General features: G+C 55.9%; 14 protein-coding genes. 7 read left to right on the top strand and 7 right to left on the bottom strand.

The genetic code is table 11. The features are described 5' to 3' along the window. Positions 1 to 1,155: 1,155 nt before the first annotated feature. The 3 genes from ACP7A4_RS22255 to ACP7A4_RS22245 all read right to left on the bottom strand — a co-directional run bounded on the left by ACP7A4_RS22255 (position 1,156) and on the right by ACP7A4_RS22245 (position 5,648). Positions 1,156 to 3,402 (bottom strand): TonB-dependent siderophore receptor, encoded by a 2,247-nt coding sequence (locus ACP7A4_RS22255; protein ID WP_059761464.1) that lies wholly within the window; start codon positions 3,400 to 3,402, stop codon positions 1,156 to 1,158. A gap of 150 nt (positions 3,403 to 3,552) precedes the next feature. Then, positions 3,553 to 5,295, bottom strand: a complete 1,743-nt coding sequence (locus ACP7A4_RS22250) for a phosphoethanolamine transferase CptA (RefSeq protein WP_426248353.1) — start codon at positions 5,293 to 5,295, stop codon at positions 3,553 to 3,555. 170 nt (positions 5,296 to 5,465) lie between these two features. Next, positions 5,466 to 5,648, bottom strand: a complete 183-nt coding sequence (locus ACP7A4_RS22245) for a DUF6026 family protein (protein ID WP_048363662.1) — start codon at positions 5,646 to 5,648, stop codon at positions 5,466 to 5,468. Positions 5,649 to 5,941: 293 nt separating this feature from the next. Here ACP7A4_RS22245 and gnd point away from each other — a divergent pair, with 293 nt between their 5' ends. The 5 genes from gnd to nudC all read left to right on the top strand — a co-directional run bounded on the left by gnd (position 5,942) and on the right by nudC (position 11,065). Further along, complete coding sequence (gene gnd, locus ACP7A4_RS22240; RefSeq protein WP_059761467.1) at positions 5,942 to 6,922, top strand: phosphogluconate dehydrogenase (NAD(+)-dependent, decarboxylating); 981 nt, start codon at positions 5,942 to 5,944, stop codon at positions 6,920 to 6,922. Then, positions 6,919 to 8,442 (top strand): glucose-6-phosphate dehydrogenase, encoded by a 1,524-nt coding sequence (gene zwf / locus ACP7A4_RS22235; RefSeq protein WP_203303748.1) that lies wholly within the window; start codon positions 6,919 to 6,921, stop codon positions 8,440 to 8,442. The genes gnd and zwf overlap by 4 nt, the downstream gene beginning before the upstream one ends. Further along, positions 8,439 to 9,266: an HAD family hydrolase gene (locus ACP7A4_RS22230; protein ID WP_426248351.1), complete on the top strand. Its 828-nt coding sequence runs from the start codon at positions 8,439 to 8,441 to the stop codon at positions 9,264 to 9,266. The genes zwf and ACP7A4_RS22230 overlap by 4 nt, the downstream gene beginning before the upstream one ends. A gap of 113 nt (positions 9,267 to 9,379) precedes the next feature. Further along, entirely contained in the window at positions 9,380 to 10,192 is an 813-nt protein-coding gene (locus ACP7A4_RS22225) for a crotonase/enoyl-CoA hydratase family protein (RefSeq protein WP_426248349.1), read from the top strand. Positions 10,193 to 10,234: 42 nt separating this feature from the next. Beyond that, a complete protein-coding gene (gene nudC / locus ACP7A4_RS22220; RefSeq protein ID WP_203303751.1) occupies positions 10,235 to 11,065 on the top strand; it encodes an NAD(+) diphosphatase in 831 nt (276 codons plus the stop codon). Here the strand turns inward: nudC and ACP7A4_RS22215 are convergent. Both ACP7A4_RS22215 and ACP7A4_RS22210 read right to left on the bottom strand, forming a co-directional pair. Then, positions 11,033 to 11,812, bottom strand: a complete 780-nt coding sequence (locus ACP7A4_RS22215) for a TSUP family transporter (RefSeq protein ID WP_048399658.1) — start codon at positions 11,810 to 11,812, stop codon at positions 11,033 to 11,035. The genes nudC and ACP7A4_RS22215 overlap by 33 nt on opposite strands. Positions 11,813 to 12,078: 266 nt before the next feature. Then, positions 12,079 to 13,158 carry a sigma-54 interaction domain-containing protein gene (locus tag ACP7A4_RS22210; protein WP_426248347.1) on the bottom strand — a complete coding sequence of 360 codons (1,080 nt, stop codon included), beginning with the start codon at positions 13,156 to 13,158 and terminating at the stop codon, positions 12,079 to 12,081. Between the two features lie 329 nt (positions 13,159 to 13,487). Between ACP7A4_RS22210 and ACP7A4_RS22205 the strand changes: the two genes are divergently transcribed. Both ACP7A4_RS22205 and ACP7A4_RS22200 read left to right on the top strand, forming a co-directional pair. Continuing rightward, on the top strand, positions 13,488 to 14,657 hold the full coding sequence (locus ACP7A4_RS22205; protein ID WP_426248345.1) for a cysteine desulfurase family protein: 1,170 nt from the start codon (positions 13,488 to 13,490) through the stop codon (positions 14,655 to 14,657). Between the two features lie 56 nt (positions 14,658 to 14,713). Then, positions 14,714 to 16,534: an aminopeptidase P family protein gene (locus ACP7A4_RS22200; protein ID WP_203303754.1), complete on the top strand. Its 1,821-nt coding sequence runs from the start codon at positions 14,714 to 14,716 to the stop codon at positions 16,532 to 16,534. 60 nt (positions 16,535 to 16,594) lie between these two features. Here the strand turns inward: ACP7A4_RS22200 and ACP7A4_RS22195 are convergent, their stop codons facing one another. Both ACP7A4_RS22195 and rhtA read right to left on the bottom strand, forming a co-directional pair. Next, positions 16,595 to 16,876, bottom strand: a complete 282-nt coding sequence (locus tag ACP7A4_RS22195; RefSeq protein WP_082149332.1) for a hypothetical protein — start codon at positions 16,874 to 16,876, stop codon at positions 16,595 to 16,597. 169 nt (positions 16,877 to 17,045) lie between these two features. Continuing rightward, entirely contained in the window at positions 17,046 to 17,933 is an 888-nt protein-coding gene (rhtA, locus tag ACP7A4_RS22190; RefSeq protein ID WP_426248342.1) for a threonine/homoserine exporter RhtA, read from the bottom strand. Positions 17,934 to 18,222: the final 289 nt, after the last annotated feature.

Below are 18,222 nucleotides of genomic sequence, written 5' to 3'. Positions count from 1 at the left end.
AGGTGATGAATGCAGGCCTGTAGGCGTTGACGAGTAACACGAGGCTACGCGCGGCGACAGAGTCGTCGTGAAGCCTTCAACCTTGGTGTGTCAGACACTACATGGAGATTGGGTTTACGGCCGCTTCGCGCCCGATCGCAGCCTCGTGCCTCGGCAGCGACTACAGGTGATGAATGGCCCTGTAGGCGTTGACGAGTAACGCGCGGCGACGGAGTCGTCGTGAAGCCTTCAACCTTGGTGTGTCAGATACTGCGCGGGGATTGGTTTTGCGACCGCTTCGCGCCCGATCGCAGCCTCGTGCCTCGGCAGCGACTACAGGTGATGAATGCAGGCCTGTAGGCGTTGACGAGTAACACGAGGCTACGCGCGGCGACAGAGTCGTCGTGAAGCCTTCAACCTTGGTGTGTCAGACACTACATGGAGATTGGGTTTACGACCGCTTCGCGGCCGATCGCAGCCTCGTGCCTCGGCAGCGACTACAGGTGATGAATGGCCCTGTAGGCGTTGACGAGTAACGCGAGGCTACGCGCGGCGACAGAGTCGTCGTGAAGTCTTCAACCTTGTATGTCAGAGACTGCGCGGTGATCGGGTTTACGGCCGCTTCGCGCCCGATCGCAGCCTCGTGCCTCGGCAGCGACTACAGGTGATGAATGCAGGGCCTGTAGGCGTTGACGAGTAACGCGAGGCTACGCGCGGCGACAGAGTCGTCGTGAAGTCTTCAATCTTGGTGTGTCAGATACTGCGCGGTGATCGGGTTTACGACCGCTTCGCGGCCGATCGCAGCCTCGTGCCTCGGCAGCGACTACAAGTGATGAATGCAGGCCTGTAGGCGTTGACGAGTAACGCGAGGCTACGCGCGGCGACAGAGTCGTCGTGAAGCATTCAACCTGGGTGTGCCGGAGACTGCGCGGTGATTGGTTTTACGACCGCTTCGCGCCCGATCGCAGCCTCGTGCCTCGGCAGCGACTACAGGTGATGAACGCAGACCTGTAGGCGTTGACGAGTAACACGAGGCTACGCGCGGCGACAGAGTCGTCGTAAAGCATTCAACAGCTGTGTGCCAGATACTGCGCGGTGATTGGTTTTACGACCGCTTCGCGGCCGATCGCAGCCTCGTGCCTCGGCAGCGACTACAGGTGATGAGTGAGCTGCTGGTTAGAGCTTCCATTCAAGGCCCAGGCTGACGGTGCGTGGATCACCCCAGAACACGCCGTTATAGAAACCAACGTTGTCGTAGTATTTCTGATCCAGCAGGTTTTTAACGTTCAATGTAGCCGATACATGGGGGTCGAATTCGTAGCGGGCCATCAGGTCGACGAGGGTGTAGGACTTCTGAGTAATATTTTCCTTCACGGTGATGTGTTCGCCATCAGCGTCTTTTTCGCCTGTCGGGCGCCAGGCACCGCGGAATATGTCGCTCTGCCAGTTCACGGCGGCGCCCACGGTCATGGCCTTCCAGTTGCCTGGCAGGCGATAGCTGCTGGCAAGCTTGACCATGTTCAAGGGTGATGTGCTGTTCATGCGGTTGCCGTCACCGTCCCGTGAGTGGGTGTAGGTGTAACCCGCCATCATGTTCCAGTCGTGCATGATTTCACCGGCCAGCTCTATTTCAAAGCCATTGACCTTGTTGCCTTTGCCAGCGGATTTGTAATATTCCTCACCGTTAGGACCCCGGGGTACGGAATCGTCGATGACGGGCACGTTGTCTTGTTTGCTCCAAAACACGGCACTGGAGAGGTTCAGGCGCTCATCCATAAAACTGCCTTTAATGCCCACTTCATAGTTACTGCCGACCACCGGTTCCAGGTAGGTCTTGTTGACCGTTTTCTCGTCAGAGGGATTAAAAATATCGGTGTAGCTCACGTAAGCCGTGAAGTGTTCGGTGAAGTCATACAGCAGCCCCGCATAAGGGGTGAGCATGTCGTTGTGTTGCTGGGTAACCTTAGTGGCTTGAGTGAGTTGGTAGGTATTTTCGTCATATTCCTTGCTGCTGTTTGAGCTTTTCCAACTGCCATAGCGTGTTCCCAGTACGGCATGCCAGTCATCCGTCAGGTTAAAGCGCGTGGCCAGGTAACCCGCTTTTTGCTTGATGATGTCTCGGCTGCCCTCACGCCCGGTATCGATGTCATTGAACTTGGGCACGCTGTCCAAATCGCTCCAGTCAGGGATCACCCCGTAGTTATCGGGATTACGCTCGATTAACCAGGGTGAGGTGTTGTCGTTTTTGGCTTGCCCATATCCGAGCATCAGATCGTGGTCGCGCCCGAACAGCGGGTATGTACCTGAGACATTGATGTCGACGGCCGTCATGTATTCTTCGCCGGTCATGTGCTTGCTGTTGGCGAGCATTCCGCTGCGGTCCGCGTTGGGGAAACCTGCACTGGCGTTGTACACAGAGCCGTCTGAATCGCTGGTGCGATAGGTGTAGGCCGCTTTAAGTCGCCAGTCATAGAACAACCGCTGATCGAGGGTGGCAAACGCGGTTTTATCCTTCATGGGCCATGAGCTCCACGGAGCAACCCAGTTGGTGGAGCGGCCCAGATGGGCTTTTTCGCCTGTGCCCGTCCAATACGGCAGCGTACCCCACGTGGTGCCTTTTACTTGCTTGTCTTGATAGTCATAACCTACGGCGACGGTGGTGTCGTCTGTCAGGTCGGCTTCCAGAATTCCGTAAGCCACTTCGCGCTTGAGGGCGTAGTTGTCGCGGAAGGATTTACTGTCGCGGTAAGCCAAAACGGTACGCCCGCGCAAGCGACCGTCAAATGCCAGCGGGCCACCCACATCCACGAAGCTGTAATAGTCGTCGTAACTGCCGCCGCTAACGCCGACCTTGGCTTCAAGTTCGTGGGTGGGGCGTTTGCGGATCATGTTGATGGTGCCCGAAGGATCGCCAGCGCCGGTAGTCAGGCCGGTGGCGCCACGGATGACTTCGATGCGGTCGTAGATGATGGTGTCGGCGTCAGACTTCATGAAGCTGAAGGTGTTGAGCATTCCGTCAATCTGGAAGTTACGGATGGTGTAACCGCGCGATGAATAGCTGACCCGGTCCGAGTCGTTGTGCTGCACCACCACGCCGGTGGTGTGGCGCATGGCTTCGGTCAGGGTGTTGAGGTTGAAATCGTCCATTTCCTGGCGGGTGACCACCGAAATCGACTGAGGTGTTTCGCGAATGCTCAGGTTGAGTTTGGTCGCAGTACTTGTAGAGCCGGTGGTGTAGGCGCCGGTGTTCTCAGTCGTTGCGCCCAGTCCTTGGGCAGTGATGCGGGTGCTGTTGAGTTCCAGTGAACTGGCGCTTTTTTGGCTTTCATCCTTGATCTCGGTGTCTGCCAACAGGTGCGGGCTGAGTGCACTGCTGAGCAGACCGAGGGTTAACGTCATCGAACGGGTCATGGGCGCGTACATCGCTGCCGGCTCCTTGTCATTGTTGTGAAGTTGCTTAGTGCTTCAAACGAATGACAAGGCTGGGAATTAGCTAATCGAGAACGATTCTTGTTTCTTGATATTTCTTTGGGGAACTTAAAACGGCGGAGCGGTGGGCGCCCCGCGGTTTAATTATTGCTTGGCGATTTCGCCGGGCGTTGGGTGCTTGGGTCGGAGCAGGCTGAAATCGATCAACGCTTTTTGCGGGCGGGAGTAGGGGTCGCCAATCAATTGAGGTCGGGCGACGAATTGATCGCTGACCAAACTTTTTTTGTCGTCCAGCTCATTGGCCGTGAGCCCGGCCAAATCAGCCCAGGTGTGGATGAACTGTGAGCTGCTGTAGGGGCGGCTCAGGTCGCTGGCAAAATTCCAGGCATGAGTTTCACGCCATTTTGGCGAGGCCCATACCATGAACGGGATGGTGTACATCGGCGCTGTCGGTTTGGCTTCATTGCGGCCCAATGTGTCATGACCCACTGAGTCAAAGACGTCTTCGCCATGGTCTGACAGGTACAGCAAGAAGCCATTAGGGTCGGTATTGGCGAAGTCTTTGATCAGGCTCGACACCACAAAATCGTTGTACAGCACGGCATTGTCGTAGCTGTTGTAGGTCGGCACCTGATCGTCGCTCAAACCGCTTGGCACGCCGGTACGGTCGGTGAACGTGTCGAACGTAGGCGGGTAGCGGTACTGGTAGCTCATGTGCGTACCGAGCAGGTGAATCACGATCAACTTGCGCGGTGCACTGTCGGCCAGGATCTTGGAGAACGGCGCCAGTACGTCGCCATCGTATTGGCGGGCGTTCTGGTTACGGTTGTTGTTGAGGTAGACCTGTTCGTCGGCTTGTTCGGAGAACGTGGTGAGCATGGTGTTGCGCTTGGTCATGGTCTGTTGATTGGTCACCCAGAAGGTTTTATACCCCGCCTGTTTCATCACGCTCACGAGCGAAGGCGTGCTCAGGTACAGGTCCGGGTTCTCTTCGTCAGCAAAGGTCAGCACTTGTTGCAGCGCTTCGATGGTGTAGGGGCGCGGGGTCACCACGTTGTCGAATATGGCCAGTTGGTCGCGTAATTTGTCGAGGTTGGGTGTCGTCTTGCGCTGATAACCATAGAGGCTCATGCGCTGGCGGTTGGTTGATTCACCGATGACGAGCACCAATGTGGTCGGTTTGCCGGCTTCATTGTCTTTGAGGTGGGTCAGTGGCGGGATCTTGCTGGCGCTGGCGAGCATGCCTTGCATGTTGTCCAGTTGCTCCAGGTAGCGGCGATAAGCCACCACCATCTGCCATGGCACCGCCGGTTCCACGCGGCTTTCGAAGCTTTCCATCGCTGCGGCCATGGTGTCGTGCTTGAGGGTTTGTTTGATCAGCGGGTATCCGATGACGGCCACCAGGATGCCGATGGCTGCGGCCCATGCCTGAACGCGGGGCAAGTACACCGGTCTCAGGCGGCTCCACAGGAATACGGCAATGGCGGTGTGGGCCAAAAAGGCCAGCACCATCCACCAGGCAAAATATTGGGTCAGGTATTCGCCCGCTTCGGAGATGTTCGACTCGAACATGATGAAGATGACGCTCTGGGAAAACTCCTGCTGATAGATGAAGAAGTAGCCGAGGCTGGCCATGGAACAAGCCCACAACACTACGCCGATAATCGCTGCCAATGCGCGGGTGCGGGCGGGGAAGAGCAGCATCGGCGCCAACCAGATGGCACTCATCACAAAGGCTTGTCGAAACCCGGAGAAGCCCGAGGTGCCTGTGAGCTGGATCAGTAACTGAGTGATGCCGGAAAAGTACCAGAAAAACAGGAACAGCCAACCCAGACCTGCCCAATCGAAACCTTTTGCAGAGGTGTTACTGCGTTTGAACATCCCCATACCGCGCTCCAGCTGATAACCACTTGGATGGTTGGCACTGCAATGCGCGGCCAACGCGTCAGTGCTGCTTCAAGGCTGAGCAGCAACACAGTGTTTAAGTATCAACAAGGGCATGTGAAAACTTTGTTGCGGGGGGAGCGGCGAGCCTGGCTCGCCGTGGCGGGCCTGTGTCAGGCGATGCGCGGGGTGTTGTGGGAAACAGAAAGCGGGGATTGAACGAGGGCCAACTGTTGACGCAACTGTTCGACCTGTTGCAGCAACTGTGCGTGTTCGTCCTTGAGTTGACGCAACTCATCACGACGGATCGTGACATAGAGGGTTTGTGCAGGGCGCGCGGACAGTACTGTGTTCATGGTTCACCTCGTAGCGGACATCGTTCAATCGAGTACCCGAACGGCCCGCTGCGGGTCGTGGGTCACTGCCGGGGCCGATTGTGATTTCTTTTGCCTGCCAAGTGAACTTTTATATTTTTTGCGGTCTGCGTGCCTTCATCCGTCGCCAGAACGTATTGAATAGGGAATCTGACACCCTGCTTGTGCGAAACTATGCGCCATGCGCTAGGACTAATCCTCAGCGAGGCACTTTAAGCATCGCTGCACTAGAGTGTTGTAACCCTTTTTTATTTTGTCGTTTGGAGCATCAGTACATGCAGTTGGGAATTATTGGATTGGGCCGTATGGGCGGTAACATCGCGCGGCGTCTGATGCTCAATGGGCATACCACCGTGGTGTTTGACCGCAATACCGACTTCGTCAGCGCGCTGCAAAAGGACGGCGCCACGGGCGTTGCCGACCTTAAAGCGCTGGTCGACGGCCTGTCCAAACCTCGTGCGGTGTGGGTGATGCTGCCTTCCGGTGCACCGACCGAAGACACCATTGAAACCTTGAGCCAACTGCTCGACGCCGATGACATCATCATCGACGGGGGTAACACCTTCTATAAAGACGACATCCGTCGCGCCAAGTCGCTGTCGGAAAAAGGCATTCGTTATGTCGATGTCGGCACCTCGGGTGGGGTGTGGGGATTGGAACGCGGCTACTGCATGATGATCGGCGGTGACACTGAGGTGGTTAAGCACCTGGATCCGCTGTTCGCTACATTGGCGCCAGGCATGGGCGATATCCCGCGCACCAAAGACCGTACTTCTGACGATGATCGCGCCGAGCGTGGCTACATTCACGCCGGTCCTGCCGGTTCTGGCCACTTCGTGAAAATGGTACACAACGGCATTGAGTACGGGTTGATGCAAGCCTACGCCGAAGGCTTCAACGTGATGAAGATGAAGGCCTCTGAAAACCTGCCCGAAGATCAGCGCTTTGACCTCAACCTGGGTGATATTGCCGAAGTGTGGCGTCGCGGCAGCGTGGTGTCCTCCTGGTTGCTCGATCTGACAGCCGATGCACTGGCAACCGACGAACCGCTGGACGGTTACTCGGGCGCGGTGGCAGACAGCGGCGAAGGTCGCTGGACAATTGAAGCGGCCATGGAACAGTCGACGCCGGTGCCGGTATTGTCGAGCGCCTTGTTTGCCCGTTACAGCTCGCGCCAACAAAGCCTGTATGGCGACAAAATGTTGTCGGCCATGCGCTTTGGTTTCGGCGGCCACGTGGAGACACCTAAAAAATGACCGACCTGTCCAGCAAATCCACGGCCAAGCCAGCGCCGCCCACCACGCTGTTTCTGTTTGGTGCCCATGGTGATCTGGTCAAGCGCTTGTTGATGCCCGCGCTTTATAACTTGAGCCGTGACGGTTTGCTGGACGATGGCTTGCGTATTGTGGGGGTTGACCACAATGCGATCAGCGATGAGGGTTTTGCCAAAAAGCTGGAGGACTTCATTCGCACCGAAGCCGCCGGCAAAGTGGATCATCCTGAGGGCCATGGCTTAAACGCCGAGTTGTGGGCCTCGCTGGCCAAAAACATCAGTTACGTGCAAGGCGACTTTCTGGAGGACAGCACCTATGCGGCGCTGGAACAGAAAATCATCGCCAGTGGCACGGGCAATGCGGTGTTTTACCTGGCCACTGCGCCGCGCTTTTTCAGCGAAGTGGTGCAGCGTCTGGGGGCCAGCGGGCTGCTCAATGAAACCCCGCAAGCTTTTCGCCGGGTGGTGATTGAAAAACCTTTTGGCTCGGACCTGCAAACAGCCCAGGCGTTGAACGCTTGCCTGCTGAGTGTCATGAGCGAAAAACAGATCTACCGGATTGACCACTATCTGGGCAAAGAAACCGTCCAGAACATTTTGGTCAGCCGCTTCTCCAATGGGCTTTTTGAAGCTTTCTGGAACAATCATTACATTGACCATGTGCAAATCACTGCGGCCGAAACCGTAGGGGTAGAGACACGTGGCAGTTTTTACGAACACACTGGCGCATTGCGCGACATGTTGCCCAATCACTTATTCCAGCTATTGGCGATGGTGGCGATGGAGCCGCCCGCCGCTTTCGGCGCGGATGCCGTGCGCGGGGAGAAGGCCAAAGTGATCGGTGCCATTCGCCCCTGGTCAGTTGAAGATGCACGCAAAAACTCGGTGCGCGGGCAATACACCCAAGGCGAGTCGGGTGGCAAGACGGTGCCGGGTTACCGCGAAGAGAACAACGTGGCACCCGACAGCACGACCGAAACCTATGTTGCACTCAAGGTGATGATCGACAACTGGCGTTGGGTGGGTGTGCCGTTTTATTTGCGCACCGGCAAACGCATGAGTGCGCGTGATACCGAAATTGCCATCTGCTTCAAACCTGCGCCGTATGCGCAGTTCCGTGACACCGATGTTGAGCGTTTGCAGCCCAACTACCTGCGTATTCAGATCCAGCCCAATGAAGGCATGTGGTTTGACTTGCAGGCCAAACGTCCGGGGCCGGGCCTGAAAATGGCCAATATCGAATTGGGTTTTGCGTACAAGGACTTCTTCGAAATGCAGCCTTCCACTGGCTACGAAACCTTGATTTATGACTGCCTGACCGGCGATCAAACGCTGTTTCAGCGAGCGGACAATATTGAAAACGGCTGGCGGGGTGTTCAGCCTTTTCTCGATGCCTGGCGTGAGCATGCTGAGGTTCAATCCTACAAGGCGGGCGAAGATGGCCCTGAAGCGGCCAAAAACCTGCTGGCACGCGATGGCCGTGTATGGCTGAACATAGGATGAGCAACGTGAAGCGCGAGTCGATTCAATTGGTGTTGTGTGACATGGATGGCACCTTGTTGTTGCCTGATCACAGCATCAGTGCGGCAAATGTCAGAGCGGTCAAACAGTTGCAAGACGCAGGCGTCCATTTCACCCTCGCCTCGGGCCGACCGCCGCGAGCGATGCGTGAGCAGATCGCGCAGTTGGGTATTAAATTGCCGACTGCCGCATTCAATGGCGGGGTGCTGGTTGATGCGCAGGGCCACTATTTGCTGTCACACCATGTGCCGATTGCAGCGGTGCGACACACGCTGGCCTTGCTGTCTGACTATCCGGTAGACGTTTGGGTATTTGCCGATGATCAGTGGTATTTGAAAAACACAGAGGGCCCGATGGTTGCTCATGAGCAGAGCGCATTGGGTTACGCGCCTGTGGTGGTTGAAAGCTTTGAGCCTCATCTGCACCGGGTCGACAAAATCGTGGGCGCCAGTCGTGACGCTGAATTGTTGATCGAACTTGAACAACAACTGCATGGTTTGCTTGAAGGCGAGGCGCTTGCGAGTCGCTCACAGGCCTTTTATCTGGACGTCACAGCGCTCAAGGCGAACAAAGGTGACGCGTTGGTCGCGCTGGCGGATTTAACGGCTGTGTCACTGAAGCACACCATGGCCATTGGCGATGGTGGTAATGACCCGGCGATGTTTGCCAAGGCCGGGCTCTCGGTGGCTATGGGGCAGGCCGATGAGTCGATTCGCAAGCAGGCAGACGAAGTGACTGGCAGTAATGTTGAAGACGGTGTGGCGCAAGCAATTGAGCGTTTTATTCTGAACATTGGGTCTCAGTAACAGGTCATTTTGTCCGGTTTTTGGCGTTATCGCGGCCTGCTTCGCGCCTGTTCGGCTTGTTATAGTCCTCGGCCTATTCGACCGGCAACGGCACCCTCCAAAGGATTCAGGTTATGTCCGAGTACCAGGCTTTTAAGGTTGACTTAACGGGCAGCATTGCCCATGTGCAGATCAATCGGCCGGAAAAGGTCAACGCGATGAATGCGGCGTTCTGGACGGAAATCATCGAGATCTTCCAGTGGATTGATGAAGCCGATGCTGTGCGCGTGGTGGTAATCAGTGGCGCGGGTAAGCATTTTTCGGCAGGTATCGACCTGATGTTATTGGCCTCGGTCGCCAATGAGATGGGTCAGGATGTGGGGCGCAATGCGCGCCTTCTGCGGCGTAAAATCCTGCAAATGCAAGCCTCGTTCACGGCCGTCGATCAATGTCGCAAGCCAGTATTGGCCGCCATTCAAGGCTATTGCCTGGGCGGTGCGATTGACCTGATTGCTGCGTGCGACATGCGTTACGCCGCTGAGGACGCACAATTTTCGATCAAGGAAATTGACATGGGCATGGCGGCGGACGTAGGCACCTTGCAGCGCCTGCCACGCATCATTGGTGATGGCATGCTCCGCGAAATGGCCTACACCGGGCGTATGGTGGATGCCCAAGAGGCGCGTACCATCGGGTTGGTTAACCGCGTCTATTCTGACCACGCGGCGTTGCTCGACGGTGTGATGCGTATCGCTGAGGACATCGCGGGCAAGTCGCCAATTGCTATTGGCGGTACCAAACAAATGATTGGTTACATGCGCGATCACCGCGTGGACGACGGCCTGGAGTATGTCGCCACCTGGAACGCTGCGATGCTGCAATCCACGGACATGCGCGTGGCCATGACGGCGCACATGACCAAGCAAAAGCCAGAATTCCTCGACTGACGCCTGCGCGGCGTCGGCGTTTAACCCTGACAAGGACCTTGTATGACACCGCGTTGGACCACGGCAGTACTGGACACAAATCTTTCGGGCGGTTGGGCTGTAGCACGTAGCCCGGAAGGTTTTCTGGTGGACGATAATGGCCCGCTGTTCGCGCGTGAATGGCTCAAGTCACAAGCTTTACCCGTACTGGCAGAGCACGGCATTGGTCATTTGGATGGCGAGCCGGTGTATCTGCTGGAACTTGAGCGCTCGGTCGAGCTTGAGCGTTGTCATTGGCAGGGCTTGCGCACGTTCATGCTGGAAGGTGATCACACGCTTTATAAAGTGTTGGGGTATGCCGCGCAAATTGGCACTTGGGCGCGTGAGCATCGTTTTTGCGGCAACTGCGGGCAGGCGATGACGCAGGTGCCTAGAGAGCGTGCAATGCACTGCGCGCTTTGCGAGTTACGCAGTTATCCGCGAATTTCTCCGAGCATGATTGTGTTGATCACTCGGGGTGATGAGGTTTTGCTGGCGCGTTCGCCGCGTTTTGTGCCCGGCGTTTACAGTACGTTGGCGGGGTTTGCCGAGCCGGGTGAATCTGCCGAAGACTGCTTGATCCGCGAGGTGCGTGAAGAGGTGCAGCTTGAAGTGAAGAACATTGAGTACGTGGGCAGTCAGTGCTGGCCGTTTCCGCATTCAATGATGCTCGGTTTTCATGCGCAATATGCCAGCGGCGATATCGTGCCGCAGGCCGATGAGATCGAAGATGCGCAGTGGTTCAATGTGCATGATTTGCCACCCTTGCCGGCATCGCGCTCCATTGCGCGTTATCTCATCGACCTGTATGCGGCGCGCCGCTTAGGCTTGCCCGAACCAGTGCTGCCAGGCTAGGCGCACGGTCAGTCCAAGGACCACGGTAATGAACACGGGGCGAATGAATTTGGCCCCGCCGCTGATCGCACTGCGGGCGCCAAAGAAGGCGCCGACCATCACGGCAAAGCCCATGGTCAGGCCGATGACCCAGTCCACATGGCCCGAGAAGATAAACACCGACAGCGCTGCAATGTTGCTGACGAAGTTCATGCTGCGCGCCACGCCGCTGGCCTTCACCAGGTCGATGGGATACAGCAGCATGCTGCTGACGGTCCAGAAGGCGCCCGTGCCCGGCCCGGCGACGCCGTCGTAAAACCCCAGGCTGAAACCTTGAGGTAACTGCCATTTCTTTTTGATCGGAGCATCGTTGTCGATCGGGGTTTTGGGTGTGCCGCCAAATAACAGATACACGCCGCACGCAAACACGATCACTGGCAGCATTTTGTTCAGCCATTCGGCAGGCATGTAGTGGGCCACGATGGCGCCAATCAATGCGCCTGCCAGGGTGCCGAATATGGCCAGTTTCCATTCGCGTGGATGGAACAGCTTTCGCCGATAAAAAGTGAAGCTGGCAGTGGCTGCGCCAAAGGTCGAACTGAGTTTGTTGGTGCCCAGCACCAGGTGTGGCGGCAAGCCCGCCGTGAGCAATGCAGGGGTGGTGAGCAGGCCGCCACCGCCAGCAATGGCGTCGATGAAACCGGCAACAAAGGCAACGGCAGCCAGAATGGCGAGGGTGGTCAAATCTACGCTGAGTTCAAAAGGCATGGGATCGACTTAATTCGGCGGGACGTACAGCGCAGGTGCGCCACAGGGGCATCATCTTACCCATAACCCGGTAGGGCGGCGACAAGCACTTTACTGATGTGCAACGTCTGCCTCATTCGATATTTGAGGTGTCGTTCTATGACGCAGGTTGATTCAAAATCCTGCTGGCGGGTATTGGCCAGCCAAGTAGCGCGGATTGCGGCGTATAGAGCGCTGAGGGTCGGATACGATCTTCAGCAGTTGTCACAGAGCAACTGCTGAAAATTTCAGACGGCGGTGCCGGTTTCGAGGCGACGGGTAGTCACTGTCAGTGCGCCCAGCTTGATCAGGCGCGTACGGGTGACATTGCGACTCAGGCCTAACAGTTTTGCAGTGTGCACCTGGTTGTGATGACAGAACTCATAAGCGGCGCGGAGCAAGGCATCTTCAACCGTTTCATGCAGCGCGTCATTGTGTTCTTCGAACAGGGTGCGAAAGGCGCGTTGCAGTAAATCTTTGGCGGTGTCTTGAGGGGCGTGCGGGTTGGCGGTTTTGCGCGTTGCGCGGGGTTTTGGCAAACGCAGGTCATCGACTGTGATGGTTTGATTGCGGCACAGCAGCAGGCTGTGGTGGATGACGTTTTCCAGTTCTCGGATGTTGCCTGGCCACGGGTGGTGCTTAAGGGTGTTTTCTGCGCAGCCGCTGAGGGCGGTTGGGCCATGGGGTAAGCGTTGTCGATAGGTGTGCAGGAAATGTCGCGCCAAGGGCAGAATGTCCCCCACACGCTCACGCAAAGGGCGCAGTGCAAGGCTGACAACGTTCAGGCGGTAGTACAGATCTTCACGAAAATGTCCCGCTTCAATGGCGTGTTCCAGATTGACGTTGGTGGCGGCCAGGACCCGCACGTTGATGGGCGTACTTTTGCGTGAGCCAAGGCGTACCACTTCTTGTTCCTGGAGAACGCGCAACAGTTTCACCTGGATGGTCAGCGGCAGATCGCCGATTTCATCCAGAAATAACGTTCCGCCATCGGCTTCTTCAAACCAGCCGGCCTTTGCACTGAGTGCACCGGTAAACGCGCCTTTTTCATGGCCAAACAACTCGGCCTCGACTAAGGACTCGGAAAACGCGCCGCAATTAACCGCGATAAAGGGTTGTTGATGGCGAGCGCTGAGTTGATGGATATGGCGTGCGACTAACTCCTTGCCGGTCCCCGTTTCGCCAATGATCAATACGCTGGCATTACTGGGTGCAATTTGCTGGAGGTGGGCCAATAGCGCCTTGGACGTGGGATCTTCGAACACCTGAGCAGTGGCTCGGATGGAAGTTGCCAGGGAGGGGGTCGCAGGTAGCGTCAAAAGCTGCATGATCAGCTCCTTCTAACGAGGGCTCTGCCCACAAAAGGTAAGCCGAAGGCGACTTTATAAGGGGGTTTTTATATTCCGTAAACTAACCTAATTCCATATTTATATATCCTTATTGCATATAAGACTTGCGCTTCCCCGCGTTTCTGGCGCTTTATAAGGCCATAGTCGCTCAGGGTATAAATTTGGGAAGGCTCCTACGGCCTTTCCAATTGGCACCTCTTTTTTCACTGGGCTCGATAGGGTATTTTTAGCGATCCCTTTCAACGTGGCCTTAATCTTCTGCTATCACGCATTGCCTGATGCCGGAACTTGTTTTGTGGGTTTGCACGATGGACAAACGACCTCTGTATTTCGATTACGCTGCCACCACACCTGTGGACCCTCGTGTCATTCAGGTGATGGTTGATTGCCTGGGCTTTGAGGGTAATTTTGGTAACCCGGCCTCCGGCTCACACGCTTACGGTCAGCAGGCCCGCTCTGCTGTTGAGTTGGCCAGGGAGCAAGTGGCGCAACTTATAAATGCCAAGGCAGAACATATTGTCTGGACCTCAGGTGCCACCGAGTCCAACAACCTGGCACTCAAAGGTGTCGCCCTTGGGAGTGGTCAATCACGCGGGCACATCATTACCAGCCAGATCGAGCACAAGGCAGTTCTGGATACGGCGCGTTTTTTGCAGCAGTCAGGCTTTGAAGTCACGTATCTGGCTCCCGATGCAGATGGCCTTATCAGTGCCGATAAAGTCCGGTCTGCACTCCGTGCAGACACGCTGCTTGTGTCGCTGATGCTGGTAAACAATGAGTTGGGGACCGTTAATGACATACCTGCCATTGGCCAATATGTGCGTGAACATGGTGCGCTGTTCCATGTGGATGCTGCTCAAGGGGCGGGGAAACTCGCTATCGATGTCGCTCAGTGGGCAGTCGATTTAATGTCCTTTTCAGGTCATAAAATTTACGGTCCCAAGGGGATTGGCGCGTTGTATGTCGGGCCAAGGGCGCAAGACCGGTTGCAGGCTCAGATGCATGGCGGCGGGCATGAGTTCGGTCTGCGCTCAGGCACGTTGGCGACTCACCAGATTGCGGGCATGGGGCATGCGTTTGCAGTGGCAAAACAGTCTTTGAATGATGAGCTGGCCCATGTATCAAGTTTGCGTGAGCGCCTGTTGGGCCATCTGGCGGGCATTGCCGGGCTGCAATGTAATGGCAGTCAGCAAAACCGGGTACCTCATACCTTAAGTCTTACGTTCAGTGAGGGGCACTTCAGCAGCGCAGCGTTGAGTGCAGCCGTCGCCTATTCCGCGACCTCAGCCTGTAATTCGGCCAGTAATGCGCCGTCCCATGTGCTGCTGGCATTAGGTATGGATGTTGAAAAGGCGCGCAGGACCATCCGTTTAAGTTTCGGACGTTTTACGTCGAATCAGGATGTTGATGCATTGGCCAAAGCGATACAGGTCGCCACAACGGTACCGGCTCCTTTTTGGGCGGTTGCTCAACCTTAGACGCTGATACAACATCAGCGAATCATAATAATGACCCGTGACCAGCAGGAGAAAGGATGAGTACTCAGTCGTTGAATCAGGGGGGAGTGGTACAGCGTCTGGCGCGTGCCCGAGCGGTGATGAGCCAGAACGGTATATATGCGTTGCTGGTGCCGTCAGCCGACCCCCATCTATCGGAGTACTTGCCGGAGTATTGGCAGGGACGGCAATGGTTGTCGGGTTTTCACGGGTCCGTCGGCACCTTGATCATTACGCCGACGTTTGCAGGCGTATGGGCTGATAGCCGTTATTGGGAGCAGGCGACCAAAGAGCTGGCTGGCAGCACTATTGAACTGGTCAAGCTAGTGCCGGGTCAGCCAGGGCCGCTGGAGTGGTTGGCGGAGCAAACCCCTAAGGGCGAGACCGTATCGGTTGACGGCGCTGTCTTTGCGCTGGCCTTCGCCCGAACCTTGGAAAGTCGGCTTAAAGAGCGCGGTGCATTTTTACGCACGGATATCGACCTGCTGAACCTGGTTTGGGAGGGGCGTCCATCTCTGCCCGCCAAGCCTTTGTATGAGCACTTGTCGCCTCAGGCAACGGTTGGCCGGGTTGAAAAGCTGGCTCAACTGCGTGAAACGCTCACGCAACGCAAAGCCAATGCGCATTTCATTGCCACTCTCGACGATATCGCATGGTTATTTAATCTGCGGGGAGCGGATGTACCCTTCAACCCGGTTTTCGTTTCATTTGCGTTGATTGAAGAGAGGCAAGCGACGTTGTTCGTGGACCTGACGAAAGTCAGTCCCGAGCTGCGGGATTCTTTATTGAAGGAGGGTGTGACACTTCGTGATTACAACGAAATCGCGTCGGCGTTGCTCGCGCTACCTGAGTCGACCCGTTTGTTGGTGGATCCGGCACGTGTGACGTGCGGGCTGCTCGGCAATCTTAAAGCGGGCGTAAAGCTGGTTGAAGGTTTGAATCCGACCACGTTGGCTAAATCACAAAAGAGCCTTGATGACGTTTTTTATATCCGTCAGGCGATGGAGCAGGACGGTGCTGCGCTGTGTGAGTTCTTTGCCTGGCTGGATTCCGCTTGGGGGCGTGAGCGTATTACCGAGCTGACCATCGATGAGCGCCTGACGGCTGCGCGAGCTAGCCGCCCCGATTTTGTTTCGCTGAGTTTCAATACCATCGCAGCTTTCAATGCGAATGGGGCAATGCCTCATTACCATGCCACCGAGCAGGCGCATGCGCTGATTGAGGGCGATGGCCTCTTGCTGATTGACTCCGGTGGGCAGTATTTGGGGGGGACAACTGATATCACGCGCATGGTGCCGGTGGGTAAGGTCAGCGATGAGCAAAAGCGCGATTGCACGCGCGTGCTTAAAGGTGTGATTGCTCTCTCTAGAGCTCATTTCCCTCGAGGCATTTTGTCTCCATTGCTGGACTCGATTGCTCGGGCGCCAATCTGGGCAGACGGGGTCGATTACGGGCATGGAACGGGGCATGGTGTGGGTTACTTTCTGAATGTGCACGAAGGGCCACAGGTCATTGCTTATCAGGCCGCCCCCGCGCCGCAGACAGCTATGCAGCCAGGGATGATTACTTCGATTGAGCCTGGCACATACAAGCCTGGCCGCTGGGGAGTCCGGATTGAAAACCTGGTACTTAACAGGGAGGCGGGGAGTTCGGAGTTCGGAACATTCTTGAAGTTTGAAACGCTGACGATGTGCCCTATTGATACACGCTGTCTGGAGTCATCGTTGCTCACACGCGACGAGGTTGAGTGGCTGGATGCTTATCATGCAGAGGTGCGTGAGCGTCTTGGCCCGTTGCTTGACGGGGATGCACTCGAATGGCTGAAGGCACGAACTGAACCTGTTGGCGCAGCAGGGTAGGTAGAGGGGGGCCACGCAGTCGACTTGAGCGGTTGCGTGGCTGACAAGTGTCGACAATGATTATTTACAGAGGACGATCATGCTACGGCTCGTGTAGCCGGCAGGGTTCAAGCCAAATGGGTAATCTCCGGGCTCTTCGGCAGAATCACCTGACTTGGCGATCGTGCGATACCCTTTGTCCCCGCAGGACCTTGCTGCTTCTGCATAACATTTGTCCCACGACGAAGACAGTCCGGAACAGTTGATGTGTAGACCTCGTTTACCATGTTTTACAGAGGTTTCAGAGGTTGCTGCGCAGCCTGCTAAAGCCAGTGCTGCCAAAGCTATCAAAAAGCGTTTCATTCCTGTCCTTAAGCGTTAGCGTCGGATTTGCGGGATGTGGGTACCAAACTGCCGTTGGCTGTGGCTATTTATAGATATCCCTATCCGGAATCGCCCCCGTGTGACTTTCACGGGGAGTAAACATCTCCTAAATGAGAGTCAATTACTAGAGCTTGTATCAATTGTGATGCTAATCGGCCTTGGCTGAAGGCGTTATATGGCCGCGCATGGTTAATGTAGCGCCCACTGAAGCCATGATGATGCACAAGATGGCCATCCATTGTGCAAACGAGAGCACCTCATTGAGGAACAGCAACCCCGAAAGAGCGCCAAAGGCTGGTTCGATACTCATGAGCGTACCGAACGTACGGGTTGGCATGCGAGTGAGTGCAATCATCTCCAATGTGTAGGGCAGGGCGGTAGAGAGCACGGCAACGCCAATGGCTAGCGGGATCAGGCTGGGGGTTAGGAGTGTTGCGCCGGCATGAACAATGCCGATAGGTGCAATGAACAACGCAGCAATCATTACGCCCAGGGCGGCGGTCTGGACACCGTTGTCCGCGCCAGCTTTCTGTCCGAATAGAATGTACAGCGCCCAACAAGCGCCAGCACCAAGAGCATATCCTGCGCCCACCAAATCAATCCCTTCGCTGCTGCCTCCGGTAGGGATAAGTAGCAATAGTCCGGTGATGGCCAGTCCGATCCAGACAAAGTCGATTGCTCTTCGCGACGCGTAAATGGCAACTGCAAGAGGGCCGGTGAATTCAAGCGCGACCGCAATTCCTAGGGGAACGCTACGCAGTGACATATAGAAGAGAAAATTCATCCCTCCCAAGGCAATGCCATAAATGACCACGGTGCGTAGGGATTTTGCGGTGAGCTTGGCCCTCCAGGGGCGCAATATAAGCAGCATAATCACGCTGGCAAATATAAGACGCAGCGTGGTTGTCCCTTGGGCGCCCACAATGGGAAACATACTCTTGGCGAGCGACGCTCCGGATTGTATGGATGCCATTGCAATAAGAAGTAACCCGACAGGGAATAGAGTCGTAGCAAGGCGATGAGGTTGCTTTGTCATTTCTGAGTGGGCCTGGGTGCATAGAGAGGGTGGTAGCTGGGTATCATGCTGAACTACCAATGGGTGTGCAATATAGTGCGCAGAATCTGTGGGGTGTATGCGTTAAAACCTACGTATTTCGTCATAGCTATAACTAACCCTTGACTCAGATTTGAAACACCCTATAATTTGCCCCACTTCCGGCGTAGTCGAAACGGAAAACTCCTTGAGTATCAATGAGTTGAACGGTTTTCGGCGATGCTAGCTTCAAATCATCGAAGCAGGAAATGAGGTGTTGACAGCAGCGTGT

The sequence above is a fragment of the Pseudomonas sp. TWR3-1-1 genome, assembly GCF_049896545.1.
GTDB classification, from domain to species: domain Bacteria; phylum Pseudomonadota; class Gammaproteobacteria; order Pseudomonadales; family Pseudomonadaceae; genus Aquipseudomonas; species Aquipseudomonas weihenstephanensis.
Note: the sequence above shows the minus strand (reverse complement) of the source record. Positions and strands in the feature narration are given on the sequence as shown.

Excerpts from the sequence above, each read along its gene's own strand:
- ACP7A4_RS22255 (WP_059761464.1), bottom strand. The coding sequence starts at position 3,402 with ATGTACGCGCCCATGACCCGTTCGATGACGTTAACCCTCGGTCTGCTC.
- ACP7A4_RS22250 (WP_426248353.1), bottom strand. The coding sequence starts at position 5,295 with ATGGGGATGTTCAAACGCAGTAACACCTCTGCAAAAGGTTTCGATTGG.
- ACP7A4_RS22245 (WP_048363662.1), bottom strand. The coding sequence starts at position 5,648 with ATGAACACAGTACTGTCCGCGCGCCCTGCACAAACCCTCTATGTCACG.
- gnd (WP_059761467.1), top strand. The coding sequence starts at position 5,942 with ATGCAGTTGGGAATTATTGGATTGGGCCGTATGGGCGGTAACATCGCG.
- zwf (WP_203303748.1), top strand. The coding sequence starts at position 6,919 with ATGACCGACCTGTCCAGCAAATCCACGGCCAAGCCAGCGCCGCCCACC.
- ACP7A4_RS22230 (WP_426248351.1), top strand. The coding sequence starts at position 8,439 with ATGAGCAACGTGAAGCGCGAGTCGATTCAATTGGTGTTGTGTGACATG.
- ACP7A4_RS22225 (WP_426248349.1), top strand. The coding sequence starts at position 9,380 with ATGTCCGAGTACCAGGCTTTTAAGGTTGACTTAACGGGCAGCATTGCC.
- nudC (WP_203303751.1), top strand. The coding sequence starts at position 10,235 with ATGACACCGCGTTGGACCACGGCAGTACTGGACACAAATCTTTCGGGC.
- ACP7A4_RS22215 (WP_048399658.1), bottom strand. The coding sequence starts at position 11,812 with ATGCCTTTTGAACTCAGCGTAGATTTGACCACCCTCGCCATTCTGGCT.
- ACP7A4_RS22210 (WP_426248347.1), bottom strand. The coding sequence starts at position 13,158 with ATGCAGCTTTTGACGCTACCTGCGACCCCCTCCCTGGCAACTTCCATC.
- ACP7A4_RS22205 (WP_426248345.1), top strand. The coding sequence starts at position 13,488 with ATGGACAAACGACCTCTGTATTTCGATTACGCTGCCACCACACCTGTG.
- ACP7A4_RS22200 (WP_203303754.1), top strand. The coding sequence starts at position 14,714 with ATGAGTACTCAGTCGTTGAATCAGGGGGGAGTGGTACAGCGTCTGGCG.
- ACP7A4_RS22195 (WP_082149332.1), bottom strand. The coding sequence starts at position 16,876 with ATGAAACGCTTTTTGATAGCTTTGGCAGCACTGGCTTTAGCAGGCTGC.
- rhtA (WP_426248342.1), bottom strand. The coding sequence starts at position 17,933 with ATGACAAAGCAACCTCATCGCCTTGCTACGACTCTATTCCCTGTCGGG.